This window comes from Pseudomonas sp. TE6288, from assembly GCF_054062095.1.
Genome location: NZ_JBSSEW010000015.1, coordinates 83388 through 99458 on the forward strand (window position 1 = coordinate 83388; position 16071 = coordinate 99458).

Annotated in this window: 14 protein-coding genes; 10 read left to right on the forward strand and 4 right to left on the reverse strand. The window is 64.8% G+C overall.

The features are described from left to right. The first annotated feature begins 34 nt into the window (after positions 1 to 34). Positions 35 to 163, forward strand: a complete 129-nt coding sequence (locus ACVWY1_RS17135; RefSeq protein WP_256206021.1) for a PA1414 family protein — start codon at positions 35 to 37, stop codon at positions 161 to 163. A 62-nt stretch (positions 164 to 225) separates the two neighbouring features. On the opposite strand, the gene mnmC is transcribed toward ACVWY1_RS17135, so the two are convergent. Then, positions 226 to 2196 carry a bifunctional tRNA (5-methylaminomethyl-2-thiouridine)(34)-methyltransferase MnmD/FAD-dependent 5-carboxymethylaminomethyl-2-thiouridine(34) oxidoreductase MnmC gene (gene mnmC, locus ACVWY1_RS17140; RefSeq protein WP_457378545.1) on the reverse strand — a complete coding sequence of 657 codons (1971 nt, stop codon included), beginning with the start codon at positions 2194 to 2196 and terminating at the stop codon, positions 226 to 228. A 153-nt stretch (positions 2197 to 2349) separates the two neighbouring features. Here mnmC and pap point away from each other — a divergent pair, with 153 nt between their 5' ends. Continuing rightward, complete coding sequence (gene pap / locus ACVWY1_RS17145) at positions 2350 to 3840, forward strand: polyphosphate:AMP phosphotransferase (protein WP_102684350.1); 1491 nt, start codon at positions 2350 to 2352, stop codon at positions 3838 to 3840. A 195-nt stretch (positions 3841 to 4035) separates the two neighbouring features. Beyond that, positions 4036 to 4989, forward strand: coding sequence for a DMT family transporter (locus ACVWY1_RS17150; protein WP_457378546.1), 954 nt, complete (start codon positions 4036 to 4038; stop codon positions 4987 to 4989). Between the two features lie 37 nt (positions 4990 to 5026). On the opposite strand, the gene ACVWY1_RS17155 is transcribed toward ACVWY1_RS17150, so the two are convergent. Then, a complete protein-coding gene (locus ACVWY1_RS17155; protein WP_102684348.1) occupies positions 5027 to 6421 on the reverse strand; it encodes a class II fumarate hydratase in 1395 nt (464 codons plus the stop codon). A gap of 153 nt (positions 6422 to 6574) precedes the next feature. Between ACVWY1_RS17155 and ACVWY1_RS17160 the strand changes: the two genes are divergently transcribed. The 7 genes from ACVWY1_RS17160 to ACVWY1_RS17190 all read left to right on the forward strand — a co-directional run bounded on the left by ACVWY1_RS17160 (position 6575) and on the right by ACVWY1_RS17190 (position 14454). Then, a complete protein-coding gene (locus ACVWY1_RS17160) occupies positions 6575 to 7093 on the forward strand; it encodes a DUF2059 domain-containing protein (RefSeq protein ID WP_102684347.1) in 519 nt (172 codons plus the stop codon). A 10-nt stretch (positions 7094 to 7103) separates the two neighbouring features. Further along, positions 7104 to 7403: a BolA family protein gene (locus tag ACVWY1_RS17165; RefSeq protein ID WP_102684346.1), complete on the forward strand. Its 300-nt coding sequence runs from the start codon at positions 7104 to 7106 to the stop codon at positions 7401 to 7403. Between the two features lie 217 nt (positions 7404 to 7620). Continuing rightward, a complete protein-coding gene (trhO, locus tag ACVWY1_RS17170; protein WP_023631440.1) occupies positions 7621 to 8553 on the forward strand; it encodes an oxygen-dependent tRNA uridine(34) hydroxylase TrhO in 933 nt (310 codons plus the stop codon). A 3-nt stretch (positions 8554 to 8556) separates the two neighbouring features. Continuing rightward, positions 8557 to 9189, forward strand: coding sequence for a DsbA family protein (locus ACVWY1_RS17175; RefSeq protein WP_277503178.1), 633 nt, complete (start codon positions 8557 to 8559; stop codon positions 9187 to 9189). Beyond that, positions 9182 to 11014: an ABC transporter ATP-binding protein gene (locus tag ACVWY1_RS17180; protein WP_102684344.1), complete on the forward strand. Its 1833-nt coding sequence runs from the start codon at positions 9182 to 9184 to the stop codon at positions 11012 to 11014. The genes ACVWY1_RS17175 and ACVWY1_RS17180 overlap by 8 nt, the downstream gene beginning before the upstream one ends. A 159-nt stretch (positions 11015 to 11173) precedes the next feature. Then, on the forward strand, positions 11174 to 13630 hold the full coding sequence (locus ACVWY1_RS17185; protein WP_102684343.1) for an EAL domain-containing protein: 2457 nt from the start codon (positions 11174 to 11176) through the stop codon (positions 13628 to 13630). A 38-nt stretch (positions 13631 to 13668) separates the two neighbouring features. Further along, entirely contained in the window at positions 13669 to 14454 is a 786-nt protein-coding gene (locus tag ACVWY1_RS17190) for a TenA family transcriptional regulator (RefSeq protein ID WP_457378547.1), read from the forward strand. An 89-nt stretch (positions 14455 to 14543) separates the two neighbouring features. Here the strand turns inward: ACVWY1_RS17190 and ACVWY1_RS17195 are convergent, their stop codons facing one another. Then, complete coding sequence (locus ACVWY1_RS17195; RefSeq protein ID WP_110698212.1) at positions 14544 to 15284, reverse strand: YciK family oxidoreductase; 741 nt, start codon at positions 15282 to 15284, stop codon at positions 14544 to 14546. A 115-nt stretch (positions 15285 to 15399) separates the two neighbouring features. Further along, entirely contained in the window at positions 15400 to 16071 is a 672-nt protein-coding gene (mupP, locus tag ACVWY1_RS17200; protein ID WP_102684341.1) for an N-acetylmuramic acid 6-phosphate phosphatase MupP, read from the reverse strand.

Below are 16071 nucleotides of genomic sequence, written 5' to 3' on the forward strand. Positions count from 1 at the left end.
ATTGACCGAGAGGCTGACCCGTCAAGGGGGCAATATGAACGAACGCATGTACAACTGGCTCCATGACCTCGCTGTCGCCCTGGGCCTGCTCCCGCCACCGTTGCAGCCGGTGCCGATCCCGACCGACGAAGAACAGCGCAAGCGCCAGCCGCGTCGGCGCTGAGCACCCGGCAAAAGGCCGCCGCATCCGATCGATGCGGCGGCCTTTTGCGTTCAATGGGCGCGCTACTTGCCCCGTATGAGCCGACGCAGCGCGAAGCGGTTGGGATGGCACGCCTCGGCCACCGCCCTGGGCACCGGCAGCGGCTCACCAGTGACCCACGCCGCAATCAACTCACCAGACAACGGCGCTGTGATCAGGCCGCGCGAGCCGTGCCCACTGTTCACGTACAACCCCTCCAGCCACGGGCAGGCCACGTCCGGTACCTGCCGCGCATCCTTGCCCAGCATGGCGTAAGCCTCGTTGAACGCCTCGACATCGGCCATCGGCCCGACGATGGGCAGGTAATCCGGGCTGGTGCAGCGAAACGCCGCCCGACCCTGCAACTGCGCCGGGTCCAGCTCGGCGGTGCACAGGCGGGTGGCGAGGTTTGGCGAGATATCATCGAGCAGTGCCAGGTTACCCTGATGCTCGGCCACAGTCGGTGCCAGGTCTTCGCTGTTGAAGTCGAAGCTGGCGCCAAGGGTGTGCTCGTCCCCTCGCGGGGGTGCCACGTAGCCGTCGGCACAGACCACGGTGCGCAGCGCACGGCTGCCTTCGGTCACGGGCAGGCGGGTGATCTGCCCACGAATACGCTTGAGCGGCAGCCCGGCGCACGCCGGGAAGCGGCGGATATCGGCGGCGCCGGCCAGCACCACCAGCGGTGCGCTGGCCAGCAGGCGCTCACCTTCCCAGGCCTGCCACAGGCCATCGGTACGGCGCAGTTCGAGCACATCGGCGTGGGTAAGCAGGCGGATACGCGGGTGATCCAGTTGGGCCTGGCACAGCGCAGGTGGGTGCACCCAGCCACCTTCGGGGTAGTACAGGCCGCCGCTGGGCAACGCGACCCCGGCGATGGCTTCGGCCTGGGCGTGCTCCAGGCGCTGTAGCAGGCTGTTGTCAAAGGCCGCGGCCAGCTTGGCCTGGCGCGCGTTCTCCTGGTCATCGAAAGCCAGTTGCAATACGCCGCAGGCCTCCCAGTCCTGGCCATGCTGCAGGTGCTCGAGCCAGCGGCGGGTGTAGCCGAAGCCGGCGAGGATCATCTGCGAAAGGGCTGTGCCGTGGGCGGAAAGCTTCAGGTACAGCACACCTTGTGGATTGCCCGAGGCCTCCCGGGCCGGGCCGTCGTGGCGCTCCAGCACACAGACTTGCCAGCCCCGTGCTGCCAGGCTCTGGGCGGTGGCGCTGCCGGCCAGGCCGGCGCCGATCACCAGCGCTTCGCGTGGCCCCGATGCGGCTGTCGGGTGTGCGTACCAGGGTGGTGCGCCAGTGGCCGGCGCACCGCTGTAGACCCCGTGCATCACTTCCCACTTCTTGCCGATGCCCGGCACTTTCTTCATGGTAAAGCCGGCCTCGATCAGCGAGCGACGCACCCAGCCGGTGGTGGTGAAGGTACCCAGGGTAGTGCCGGGGTGCGACAGCCGCGCCAGCTGGGCGAACAGTTCCGGCGTCCACATGTCGGGGTTCTTTGCCGGGGCGAAGCCATCGAGGAACCAGGCGTCGATGCGGGCATCGAGCTGAGGCAACTGTTCCAGCGCGTCGCCGATCATCAGGGTCAGGGTGACGCGGCCACCGGCGAGGCTGAATTGCTGGAAGCCTGGGTGGATCGCCACGTACTGTTCCAGCAACGGCTGGGTGAAGGCGGCCAGCTCCGGCCACAGTTGCATGGCGCGGGCCAGGTCGTCGCGGGCCAGCGGGTACTTCTCGACGCTGACGAAATGCAGTCGCGCCTCGGCGGGCGCAAGCTCCGCGAACAGTTGCCAGGCACAGAAGAAGTTCATGCCGGTGCCAAAACCCGTTTCACCGATCACCAGGCATGCATGCGGCTGCAGCTCGGCGAAGCGCTGGCGCAGGTGGTTCTGCTCGATGAACACATGCAGGGTCTCGTCGATGCCTTCGTTGATGGCGAAGTAGACATCATGGTATTGCCGGGAGTGGGGACGGCCCTGGTCATCCCAGTCGATCTGGGCCTGTGTGGGGGGGAGGGTGTCGGACATGGTCGGCTCGGTTGCAACAAAGGGGGGATCTTAAGCGATCTGCAGACGCTTGCGTCGTTCGTGGCAGCGGCCTGGTGTCGCGATGGTGAGCGCAGAAGGCGCAAAAATCCTCCTCGATCCGCTAATCTTGCTTATCCATTGAAGGAGCCCTCCATGTTCGAATCCGCCGAAATCGGTCACAGCATCGACAAGGACACCTACGAAGCCGAAGTGCCCGCCCTGCGCGAGGCCTTGCTCGAAGCCCAGTACGAACTCAAGCAACAGGCGCGCTTTCCGGTGATCGTGCTGATCAACGGCATCGAGGGCGCCGGCAAGGGCGAGACGGTCAAGCTGCTCAATGAGTGGATGGACCCGCGGCTGATCGAGGTTCGCACCTTCGACCAGCAGACCGACGAAGAGCTGGCTCGCCCGCCGGCCTGGCGCTACTGGCGGGCGCTGCCACCGAAAGGGCGGATGGGCGTGTTCTTCGGCAACTGGTACAGCCAGATGCTCGAAGGGCGGGTGCACGGCCAGTTCAAGGACGCGGTGCTCGACCAGGCCATCGCCGGCGCCGAGCGCCTGGAGCAGATGCTGTGCGACGAGGGCGCGCTGATCATCAAGTTCTGGTTCCACTTGTCCAAGAAACAGATGAAGGCGCGGCTCAAGGCGCTCAAGGAAGACCCGCTGCACAACTGGCGCATCAGCCCGCTGGACTGGCAGCAGTCGCAAACCTACGACCGCTTCGTGCGCTTCGGCGAGCGGGTGCTGCGTCGTACCAGTCGCGACTACGCGCCTTGGCACGTGATCGAGGGCGTCGATCCGTATTACCGCAGCCTCGCGGTGGGGCGCATTCTGTTGGAGAGCCTGCAGGCGGCGCTGGACAACAAGCCACTCAAGCACCAGGGCAATGTGACACCGCTGGGGCGCAGCATTGACCAGAAGAGCCTGCTGGGCGCACTTGACCTGAGCAAGCGCCTGGACAAACGCGATTACGAAGAGCAGCTGGTCACCGAGCAGGCACGCCTGGCGGGGCTTTTGCGTAACAAGCACATGCGCCGGCATGCGCTGGTGGCGGTTTTCGAAGGTAACGACGCTGCCGGCAAGGGCGGGGCCATTCGCCGCGTGGCGGCGGCGCTGGACCCGCGCCAGTACCGCATCGTACCGATTGCCGCGCCCACCGAGGAAGAGCGTGCCCAGCCGTACCTCTGGCGGTTCTGGCGGCACATTCCGGCGCGCGGCAAATTCACCGTCTTCGACCGCTCCTGGTATGGCCGGGTGCTGGTGGAGCGGGTCGAGGGCTTCTGCAGCCCGGCGGACTGGATGCGCGCCTACGGCGAGATCAACGATTTCGAGGAGCAACTGAGCAATGCTGGCGTGGTGGTGGTCAAGTTCTGGCTGGCCATCGACCAGCAAACCCAGCTCGAGCGGTTCGAGGAGCGCGAGCAGATCCCGTTCAAGCGCTACAAGATCACCGAGGAAGACTGGCGCAACCGCGACAAGTGGGATGTCTATTCCGAAGCGGTGGGCGACATGGTCGACCGCACCAGCACCGAGATCGCGCCGTGGACCCTGGTGGAGGCCAACGACAAGCGCTGGGCGCGGGTAAAGGTGCTGCGCACGATCAACCAGGCGCTGGAGGCGGCGTTCGCCAAGGACAAGAAGTAGGCGGATCGTGTATGGGGGTTGGCTTGGCCCTATCGCGGGGCAAGTCGCATCGGCGCACCGCCGCTCCCACGAAAGCCTGCCCACGCATTGAGCATGCATCCTGGGAATGACCTGATGAAATCTTTTCCCACCACATCCTTCCCGGCAAGCCTTTAGACTGCAGCTTCCCCCGCCAAAGCCTGATTCGAGGACACCATGCACATATCTTCCGGACGCTGGGTCCAGGGCCTGCTGCTGGCGCTGCTGACCGCGTTTCTCTGGGGCATTCTGCCGATCAAGCTCAAGCAGGTGCTGCAGGTGATGGACCCGGTGACCGTCACCTGGTATCGCCTGAGCGTATCCGGGGGCCTGCTGTTCGCGTGGCTGGCGGCCAATCGGCGACTGCCGTCGTTCAGCCGACTCGGCGTCAAGGGCAAGGGGTTGGTGGCCGTCGCGGTGGCGGGTCTGGTCGGCAACTACGTGTTGTACCTGGTCGGGCTCAACCTGCTCAGTCCCGGTACCGCGCAACTGGTGGTGCAACTGGGGCCGGTGTTGTTGCTGGTGGCCAGCGTATTCGTCTTCAAGGAGCGCTTCAGCCTGGGGCAGGGCCTGGGCCTGTTGGTGCTGCTGTTGGGATTCGCGTTGTTCTTCAACCAGCGCCTGGAAGAACTGCTCACGTCACTCGGCAGCTATACCACCGGTGTACTCACCATCATCCTGGCCACCAGCATCTGGGTGTTCTATGCCCTGAGCCAGAAGCAACTGCTGACGGTGTGGAACTCGCAGCAGGTGATGATGGTGATCTACATCTGCTGCGCGCTGCTGCTGACGCCTTGGGTGCATCCGCTGGAGGCGTTGCAGCTCAGCCCGTTGCAGGGCTGGTTGCTGCTGGCCTGCTGCCTGAACACGCTGGTGGCCTATGGCGCGTTCGCCGAGGCATTGGCGCATTGGGAGGCCTCGCGGGTGAGCGCGACCCTGGCGCTGACGCCGCTGGTGACGTTCGTTGCGGTAGCGTTGGCGGCCTGGCTATGGCCGGACTACGTGCATGCCGAGCAGATCAATGGCCTGGGGTATGTCGGGGCGGTGACCGTGGTACTGGGTTCGGCGCTGGTGGCGCTGGGGCCATCGCTGGTGGCTGGCTGGAAAGCGCGTCGCGCGCTGGTTGATTGACGGCCTCATCACGGCGCACCGCAATGAGGCCGCTGGATCAACCCTTGCCGCCGGGCGCCAGCATGTTCTCTGGTCGCACCCACTGGTCGAACTGCTCGTTGGTCAGGTACTTGAGCTCCAGCGCCGCCTCGCGCAGGGTCTTGCCCTCGGCATAGGCTTTCTTGGCGATTTCCGCCGCCTTGTCGTAGCCAATGTGCGGGTTCAGCGCTGTCACCAGCATCAATCCACGCTCCAGGTGCGCCGCCATCTGCTCGGCATCCGGCTCGATGCCGGCCACGCAGTGCTGCTGGAAGTTGCTGCAACCATCGGCCAGCAGTTCGATCGACTGCAGCAGGTTGTGGATGATTACCGGTTTGAACACGTTCAGTTGCAGGTGGCCCTGGCTTGCGGCAAAGCCGATCGCCGTATCGTTGCCCAGCACCTGGCAGGCCAGCATCGACAAGGCCTCGCACTGCGTCGGGTTGACCTTGCCGGGCATGATCGAACTCCCTGGCTCGTTGGCTGGCAGGCGTACCTCGGCAATCCCCGCGCGCGGGCCGGAACCCAGCAGCCGCAGGTCGTTGGCGATCTTCATCAGGGCCACGGCGAGGGTCTTCAGCGCGCCGGCCAGGCTGGTCAGCGGCTCGTGGCCGGCCAGGGCGGCGAACTTGTTCGGCGCGGTGACGAACGGCAGGCCGGACAAAGCGGCCAGCTCCGCGGCGATGGCTTCGGCGAAACCGTGCGGGGCATTGAGCCCGGTGCCCACGGCGGTACCGCCCTGGGCCAGCTCGCAAACCGCCGGCAAGGTCGCGCGGATGGCGCGCTGGGCGTAGTCGAGCTGGGCGACGAAGGCCGAGACTTCCTGGCCGAAGGTGATCGGCGTGGCGTCCATCATGTGCGTGCGCCCGGTTTTCACCAGGTGCGAGTGGCGCGCCGACAGCTCGGCCAGGCCGGCCGACAGTTCGGCGATCGCCGGCAGCAGTTTCTCATGCACCGCCTGGGCCGCGGCGATGTGCATGGCGGTGGGGAAGCAGTCATTGGAGCTCTGCGAGCGGTTGACGTGATCATTGGGGTGCACCGGCACCTTGCCGCCGCGCCCCTTGCCGGCCAGCTCGTTGGCGCGGCCAGCGATCACCTCGTTGACGTTCATGTTGCTCTGGGTGCCGCTGCCGGTCTGCCACACCACCAGCGGAAACTGGTCGTCGTGCTCGCCGTCGAGCACTTCGTCGGCGGCCTGTTCGATCAGGCGGGCGATGTCGGCGGGCAGGTCGCCGTTGCGGTCGTTGACCCGGGCAGCGGCTTTCTTGACCAGCGCCAGGGCGTGCAGCACCGCGAGCGGCATGCGCTCCTTGCCAATGGCGAAGTTGATCAGCGAACGCTGGGTTTGCGCACCCCAGTAGGCGCCCTCTGGAACTTCGACCGGGCCCAGGCTGTCTGTCTCGATACGGCTCATGCTGCGCTCACTCCTTTGTGGTTCGAAATCGCAGTTTAGGCCCTGATTCGACAGAGCGGTTCCATCGCTCGTCGTGCCACTTGAGCACTTCGCCATCACAGCGCAGAATGCTCTACTCTGAGGTACTCGCCTCCCTTTCTTGAAGGAAATGCAATGACCCGTCTCCGTGTCCTCTGTGCCGCCGTTGCCCTGGTTTGCGCCAGCGGCCAGGTACTCGCCGCCACTCCAGCCCACAACGCTGCCGCCGAGAAATTCCTGACCCTGGCCAATGCCGACAAGCTGGGCACCCCGGTGTACATGCAGGTCCAGCAGATGTTCGCCCAGCGCTTCGAGCAGACCAAGGCGCCGGCCTCCAAGAAAACCGTGCTCGACAGCTACCAGGCCAAGGCCAACGCCGCCCTGGATAACGCCATCGGCTGGAAAAAACTCAAGCCGAAGATGGTCGACCTGTACACCGCGACCTTCACCGAGGCCGAGCTGAACGATCTGGTCAAGTTCTACGAATCGCCGCTGGGCAAGAAGGTCCTGCGGGAAATGCCCAAGGTCACCCAGCAGTCCGCCCAGCTGACCCAGCAGAGCCTGGAACCGGCCGTGCCAGTGGTCAACAAGCTGCTCGAAGACATGACCAAGGAACTCGACCCAAGCGCCGGCAAGGCCCCGGCGAAGAAGTGAGCGTGACGCGATGAGCATGCAGCAACGCATCGAGCAGCAACTGGCGCCGCTGGGCACGCAACACCTCGAAGTGCACAACGAAAGCCACATGCACAGCCGTGGCCAGGAAACGCACTACAAGGCAGTGCTGGTCAGCGAGCAGTTCGCCGGGCTGAACAGCGTCAAGCGCCACCAGAAGGTCTACGCCACCATGGGTGATCTGATGGGCCAGATCCACGCCCTGGCGATTCACACCTACACGCCTGAGGAATGGGCGGCGGTCGGTGTGGCACCGGCCTCGCCGGTGTGTGCCGGCGGCGGCAAGCACTGAATCCTTTCCGTCGTTCTGGTACAATTCGCGTTATTCCTTCGGGGCCGCTTTGCGGCCCATCGCCGGCAAGCCGGCTCCCACAAGTCCTGCGCAAATTTCGAGTTTTGCGCTGAGCGTGTGGGAGCCGGCTTGCCGGCGATGGGCTGCGCAGCGGCCCCATGCTTTTGCCAAACCCGGTCTGCCCCTTACGAGGGCAACCACCTGGAGATTCAACGCAATGACCCAACCGATCGTCGTGGCGGCGCTGTACAAGTTCGTCACCCTGGAAGACTACGTCGAACTGCGCGAGCCGCTGCTCAAGGCGATGCTCGACAACGGCGTAAAAGGCACCCTGCTGCTGGCCAACGAAGGTATCAACGGCACCGTTTCGGCCACCCGCGAAGGCATCGACGCGCTGCTGGCCTGGCTGCGCAACGACCCACGCCTGGTGGACGTCGACCATAAAGAGTCGTACTGCGACGAGCAGCCGTTCTACCGCACCAAAGTCAAGCTCAAGAAAGAGATCGTCACCCTCGGCGTGCCGGGCGTGGACCCGAACAAGGCGGTCGGCACCTACGTCGATCCGAAAGACTGGAACGCCCTGATCAGCGACCCGGAAGTGTTGCTGATCGACACCCGCAATGACTATGAAGTGGCCATCGGCACCTTCAAGGGTGCCATCGACCCGAAGACCGAGACCTTCCGCGAGTTCCCCGACTACATCAAGGCCCACTTCGACCCGAGCAAGCACAAGAAGGTCGCCATGTTCTGCACCGGCGGCATCCGCTGCGAGAAGGCCTCCAGCTACATGCTCGGTGAGGGCTACGAAGCGGTCTATCATCTTAAGGGCGGCATCCTGAAATACTTCGAGGAAGTACCCCAGGAAGAAAGCCTCTGGGACGGCGACTGCTTCGTCTTCGACAATCGGGTCACGGTGCGTCACGACCTGACCGAGGGCGAGTACGACCAGTGCCATGCCTGCCGCCACCCGATTGACGTGAAGGACCGGGAGTCGGAGCACTATTCGCCAGGCGTGAGCTGCCCGCACTGCTGGGACAGCCTGAGCGAGAAGACCCGGCGCAGCGCCATCGACCGCCAAAAGCAGATCGAGCTGGCCAAGGCGCGCAACCAGCCGCACCCGATCGGTTTCAACTACAAAGCCGAGGCCTGATGCATGTCCGCACGCCTGCTCTATGTGATGGACCCGATGTGCTCCTGGTGCTGGGGCTTTGCCCCGGTGGCCGAGGCGCTGATCGCCCAGGCCCTTGAGGCGGGTGTCGAGACCCGCCTGGTGCCGGGCGGCCTGCGCACCGGCGGCAGCGCCCTGGACGCCTCGACCCGCAAGTACATCCTCGAGCATTGGCAGGCGGTGCATGACGCCACCGGGCAGCCGTTCCGTTTCGACAACGCGATGCCCGACGGTTTCGTCTACGACACGGAGCCGGCATGCCGCGCCCTGGTGACGGCACGCGAGCTGGACGACAAGCGGGCCTGGCGCCTGCTGCAACTGATCCAGGCATCGTTCTACCAGCAGGGCGTGGATGTCACCCGCGCCCCGCAACTGGTGGAGCTGGCCGAGCAGGCCGGCTTCGACCGCGAACAGTTCTCCCAGCGCTTCACCCTCCCTGACACCCGAGTCGCCACCAGTGCCGATTTCGCCTGGGTGCAGGACCTGGGCATCGCTGGCTTCCCCACGCTGCTGGCCGAGCGCAATGGCCAACTGGCCCTGCTGACCAATGGCTACCAGCCGCTGGAAAGCCTGCAACCCTTGCTCGGCCGCTGGCTGCAGCAGGCCGCCTGTGCTTGACCTGCCAGGGTCGCCAGACCCTGTGCCAGGGAAGTCCCCCGCTGTGCCCGATCGCCTGAGCTGGGCGGAAATCCGCCGTCTGGCCCTGCACCACAAGCAAGCCCTGTGGACTGCCAACCTGGTGGCCGTGCTTGCCGCCCTGTGCAGCGTGCCGATTCCCTTGCTGCTGCCTTTGCTGGTGGATGAAGTGTTGCTGGGGCATGGCGACGCGGCGCTGAAGTGGATGAACAATTTCCTGCCCGCGGGCTGGCAGGTGGCCGCGGGTTACATCGGGCTGATGCTGTGCGCCACCCTCGGCCTGCGCCTGGCGGCGCTGGTGTTCAACGTGGTCCAGGCCAAGCTGTTCGCCGGCCTGGCCAAGGACATCGTCTACCGCCTGCGCATCCGCCTGATCGAGCGGCTCAAGCGCATTTCGCTCAAGGAGTACGAAAGCCTGGGCAGCGGCACGGTGACCACCCACCTGGTCACCGACCTGGACACCCTCGACAAGTTCGTCGGCGAAACCCTGAGTCGCTTCCTGGTGGCCGTGCTCACGCTGACCGGCACCGCGGCCATCCTGATCTGGATGCACTGGCAGCTGGCGCTGCTGATCCTGCTGTTCAACCCGCTGGTGATCTATTTCACCGTGCAGTTGGGCAAGCGCGTCAAGCACCTGAAGAAGCTCGAGAACGACAGCACCGCACGTTTCACCCAGGCATTGACCGAGACCCTCGACGCGATCCAGGAAATCCGCGCCAGCAACCGCCAGGGCTACTTCCTCGGCCGCTTGGGACTGCGCGCCCGCGAGGTGCGCGACTACGCGGTTGCCTCGCAGTGGAAGAGCGACGCCAGCGGTCGCGCCAGTGGCCTGTTGTTCCAGTTCGGCATCGACATCTTCCGTGCCGCTGCCATGCTCACGGTGCTGTTCTCCGACCTGTCGATCGGCCAGATGCTGGCGGTGTTCAGCTACCTGTGGTTCATGATCGGGCCGGTGGAGCAGTTGCTGAACCTGCAATATGCCTACTACGCCGCCGGCGGTGCGCTGAGTCGCTTGAACGAGCTGCTGGCGCGGGCCGACGAGCCGCAGTACCCGGCGGCCGGCGACCCGTTCGCCGGGCGCGAGACGGTTGGTATCGAGGTGCGCGACCTGCGCTTCGCCTATGCCGACGAGCCGGTGCTCGACCAGCTCAACCTGACCATCGCCCCGGGCGAGAAGGTCGCCATCGTCGGTGCCAGCGGCGGTGGCAAGAGTACCTTGGTGCAGTTGCTGCTTGGGCTGTACAGCGCCCAGGCCGGGACCATCCGCTTCGGGGGCGCCAGCCTGCAGGAGATCGGCCTGGAGACCCTGCGCGAAAATGTCGCGGTGGTGCTGCAGCACCCCTCGCTGTTCAACGACAGCGTGCGTGCCAACCTGGCCATGGGTCGTGACTGCAGTGACGAGGACTGCTGGCAGGCGCTGCGCATCGCCCAGCTGGACGCCACCATCGCCGCGCTGCCCCAGGGCCTGGACAGCATCGTCGGGCGTTCCGGCGTGCGCCTGTCTGGTGGCCAGCGCCAGCGCCTGGCGATCGCCCGCATGGTGCTGGCCGAACCCAAGGTGGTCATCCTCGATGAGGCCACCTCTGCGTTGGACGCGGCTACCGAGTACAACCTGCACCTGGCCTTGGCGCGCTTCCTCAGCGGGCGCACCACGCTGATCATCGCCCACCGCCTGTCGGCGGTGAAGCAGGCGGACCGGGTGCTGGTGTTCGATGGCGGCCATGTCGCCGAAGATGGCGACCACCAGCAACTGATCGCCGAAGGCGGCCTGTACGCCAAGCTCTACGGCCACCTGCAGCAAACCTGAAAACCGCCTCAAGCTTCGAGCTGCAAGCGGCAAGTTGAAGTCAGCGCACTTTTTCTTGCCGCTTGGGGCTTGCAGCTTGTCGCTCCTTCATGGCAAATGGCCTACGCTGTGCTTGTCTAGGTCGATTCGTGCCTTATCTGCCGTCATGACAGGGATTACATGAAGGGAAATCGGACTCTCGAAGCGCCAAGGCTGCTGGGTATCATCTGGCCCTTCGTCGCCGTTGTGGTTTTCCAGGTACTGCTGGGCAGTCTGAGTCTTTATGCGTTGTCCGCCGTGCGTGCCTATGTGGCGGGCGAGAGCCTGTGGTCCAAGGCGCAGAAGGACGCTATCTACTACCTCAACCTCTATGCCGATGATCGTGATCCGCTGACCTATGCCCGCTATCGTCGGGCCATCCTGGTGCCCCAGGGGGATCACAACCTGCGCCTGGCCCTGGATCGGCCCGAGCCAGACCTGGAGGCGGCGCGCCAAGGCGTGCTGCAGGGCGGCAACCATCCCGAAGACGTTGCCCGGATCATCTGGTTCTACCGCAACTTTCGCCATATCAGCTACATGGAAACCGCCATCGATTATTGGGACATCGGTGACGACTACCTGCGCCAGCTCGACGTACTGGCCCAGCAGATGCGCGAAGGGTTTGCCGGCGACAAGGTCGACGCCCACCAGGTAGCCAACTGGAAGGCGCGCATCGTTGCCATCAATGATGGCGTGACGCCCGCCGCCAAGGCGTTCAGCGATGCCCTGGGCGAAGGCTCGCGGATGCTGCTCAAGGTGCTGATGCTCACCAACCTGGCCACTGCGCTGTTCCTCATCGCCATGGCCTGGCGGCGCTCGAGCAAGCTGCTGGCCCAGCGCCAGGCGTTCGCCAGTGCGTTGCAAGAGGAAAAGGAGCGGGCGCAGATCACCCTGGAGTCGATCGGCGACGCGGTGATTACCGCCGATGTCGACGGTTGCATCAGCTACATGAACCCGGCCGCCGAGCAACTGACTCACTGGCAGGCGGTGCAGGCCCAGGGCCTGCCGCTGGCGGCGCTGTTCAGCCTGCTCGACGAGAATGCCGAAGGCGATAGCATGACGCTGGTCGAGCAGGTGCTCAGCGGCAGCCTCAAGGGTGGCGCCGAGCACGCCCGGTTGATCCAGCGCCTGGATGGCAGCACGGTGTCGGTCAACCTGGTGGGCTCGCCCATTCTCACCGAAGGGCAGGTCAGTGGCATCGTGGTGGTGCTGCACGACATGACCCAGGAGCGCCAGTACATCGCCAACCTGTCGTGGCAGGCCACCCATGACGCGCTGACCGGGCTGGCCAACCGCCGCGAGTTCGAGTACCGCCTGGAGCAAGCGCTCAATGGCCTGGCGCGCCAGGCCGGGCGACATTCGCTGATGTTCCTCGACCTGGACCAGTTCAAGCTGGTCAACGACACCTGTGGCCATGCCGCTGGCGACGAGCTGTTGCGGCATATCTGCGCGGTGCTGCAGTCGGGCCTGCGCGAGGGCGACACCCTGGCGCGCCTGGGTGGTGACGAGTTCGGCGTGCTGCTCGAGAACTGCCCCCCCGAGCAGGGCGAGCGCATCGCCGAGCAATTGCGCCAGGCCGTGCAGAGCCTGCATTTCGTGTGGAAGGGCAGGCCCTTCGTCACCACTGTCAGCATCGGCCTGGTGCACATCGCCCAGGTGCCCAGCACCCTGGAGGCGTCGTTGCGCGCGGCGGACATGGCCTGCTACATGGCCAAGGAGAAAGGACGCAACCGCGTCCAGGTCTATCACGCCGACGACAGCGAGCTGTCCATGCGCTTCGGTGAAATGGCCTGGATCCAGCGCTTGCACGTGGCGCTGGAGGAGAATCGCTTCTGCCTCTACGCCCAGGAAATCGCCCCGCTGCATCCCCATGAAGGACCGGGGCATATCGAAATCCTCCTGCGCCTGCACGATGAAAGTGGACGTACCATTTTGCCCGACAGCTTCATTCCCGCAGCCGAGCGCTACGGCCTGATGACCGCGCTCGATCGCTGGGTGGTGCGCAGTGTGTTCCAGGTGATTCGCCAGTGCCTGGACGAGGGGCGGGAGGGGCCGTTGGCCATGTGCGCCATCAACCTGTCGGGTTCGAGCATCGGCGACGACAAGTTCCTCGAGTACCTGCAGCGCCTGTTTGGCGAGTTCGATATCCCGCCGCGGCTGATCTGTTTTGAAATTACCGAAACCAGCGCCATCGCCAACCTGGGCAGCGCAATCCGCTTCATCAATGAATTGAAAGGATTGGGCTGCAAATTCTCGCTGGACGACTTCTGCGCCGGAATGTCGTCATTCGCCTATTTGAAGCATTTGCCTGTAGACTTCCTGAAGATCGACGGAAGTTTCGTCAAGGACATGCTCGATGACCCGATCAACCGGGCGATGGTCGAAGTGATCAATCACATCGGCCACGTCATGGGTAAGCGGACCATCGCCGAGTTCGTCGAGACGCCACTGATCGAGCAGGCTTTGCAGGAGATCGGCGTGGATTACGCCCAGGGATATCTCATCGAACGCCCGCAGGTGTTCACCTGCGACAGCCTGCAGCGCCAACGGATTGCCGCGAGGCCCCTTCTGCACCGGGCGCCGGGGACCTTTCGCTGAATAACGCCCGGAAATCACAGGGAATCAAGGAGCTGACAGTGATCGACGCGTTCATAAGGATCGGACCATTGATGGATCCGGCCAGTTATCCGCAGTGGGCCCAACAACTGATAGAGGATTGCCGCGAAAGCAAGCGCAGGGTGGTGGAGCATGAGTTCTACCAACGCCTGCGCGATGGCCAGCTCAAGCAGTCGACCATCCGCCAGTACCTGATCGGTGGCTGGCCGGTGGTCGAGCAGTTCTCCCTCTACATGGCCCACAACCTCACCAAGACCCGTTACGCCCGGCACCCCGGCGAGGACATGGCGCGCCGCTGGCTGATGCGCAACATCCGCGTCGAGCTCAATCATGCCGACTACTGGGTGCACTGGTGCCAGGCCCATGGCATCCACCTGCATGAACTGCAGTCCCAGGAAGTGCCGCCCGAGCTCAATGGCTTGAACGACTGGTGTTGGCGAGTATGCGCCACCGAGTCGCTGGCCATCGCCATGGCGGCCACCAACTACGCCATCGAAGGTGCCACCGGCGAATGGTCGGCGGTGGTCTGCGCCGAAGATACCTACGCCCAGGGCTTCCCCGAAGACACCCGCAAGCGCGCCATGAAATGGCTGAAGATGCATGCGCAGTATGATGACGCGCACCCGTGGGAAGCGCTGGAAATCATCTGTACCTTGGCGGGCGAGAGCCCGACCCTGGGGCTGCGCACCGAGTTGCGTCGGGCGATCTGCAAGAGCTACGACTGCATGTTCCTGTTCCTGGAGCGTTGCATGCAGCTCGAAGGGCGCCAGCAGGGGCGTCTGCGCCCGGCCTTGGCGGCGGGCTGAAAGCATCGCGGGGCAAGTCGCATCGGCGCACCGCCGCCCCACGCAGCAAGGCGTGGGGCGGGCTTGCCCCGCGATCAGTCTTATCGGATTTACTGTGCGTTCAGCGCCTGCCCGTTCACATCCTTGCTGTCCGGCCCCATCAGGTACAGGTACACCGGCATGATCTCCTCGGGTAGCGGGTTGTTCTGCGGGTTCTCGCTCGGATAGGCCTGGGCGCGCATCGCCGTGCGCGTGGCGCCCGGGTTGATGCTGTTGGAGCGCACCGGCGCTACGCCTTCCAGTTCATCCGCCAGGGTCTGCATCAGGCCCTCGGTGGCGAATTTCGACACCCCATAGGCACCCCAGTAAGCGCGGCCCTTGCGTCCAACACTGCTGGAGGTGAACACCACCGAGGCGTCCTCCGACAGTTTCAGCAGCGGCAGCAAGGTGCTGGTCAGCATGAAGGTGGCGTTGACGTTGATGTGCATCACGCGCATGAAGTTGTCGCCCGACAGCTGCTCCAGCGGCGTGCGCGGGCCAATGATCGAGGCGTTGTTGAGCAGGCCGTCGAGGCGGCCGAACTGGTCCTCGATCATCACCGCCAGTTCGTCGTACTGGTGGGGCAGGGCGGTCTCCAGGTTGAACGGGATCACCACCGGTTGCGGGTGGCCCGCGGCTTCGATCTGGTCGTAAACCTCGTTCAGGTTGGCTTCGGTCTTGCCCAGCAGCAGCACGGTGGCGCCCAAGGCGGCATAGGCCTTGGCGGCGGCGGCGCCGATACCGCGGCCGGCACCGGTGACCAGGATGATCCGGCCCTTGAGCAGGTCGGGGCGGGCGGTGTAGTCGAACATAGGTCTGTCCTTGAATATGAGCTGCAAGCTATAAGCGGCAAGCTACAAGAGAAAGCGGATCAGTGTTGGAGCTGCTCTTTCTTGAGGCTTGAAGCTTGACGCTTGCGACTTGAAATCAGCAGCCGCACAGCGCGCTGTCGATCACCTTGCGCAGTTCCAGCGGGTGGTCCACCACCACGTCGGCGCCCCAGTTGTTGGGGTTGTCCTCTGGATGAATATAGCCATAGCGCACCGCTGCGGTGCGGGTGCCGGCGTCGCGGCCGGACTCGATGTCGCGCAGGTCGTCGCCGACGAACAGGACGCTGGCCGGGTCCAGGTCAAGCGTCTTGCATGCCAGGATCAGCGGCTCGGGGTCGGGCTTGCTGTTCTTCACGTGGTCCGGGCAGATCAGCAGCGCCGAGCGCTCGGCCAGGCCCAGACGTTGCATTATCGGCTCGGCGAAGCGCACCGGCTTGTTGGTGACCACGCCCCACAGCAGGTTGCCTTTCTCGATGTCGGCCAGCAGCTCCGGCATGCCGTCGAACAGCTTGCTGTGCACCGCGCAATCGCGCTGGTAGCGCTCGAGGAACTCCAGGCGCAGGGCTTCGAAGCCGTCGGCCTCGGGGTCCATGGCGAACGTCGCGGCGACCATGGCGCGGGCGCCGCCGGAAATCACCTCGCGGATGCGCGCGTCGTCGATGGCCGGCAGGCCGCGGTCGGCGAGCATCGCCTGGCAGATTGCGATGAAGTCCGGCGCCGTGTCCAGCAGGGTGCCGTCCATGTCGAAGAGTACTGCTCGCAGGCGCAT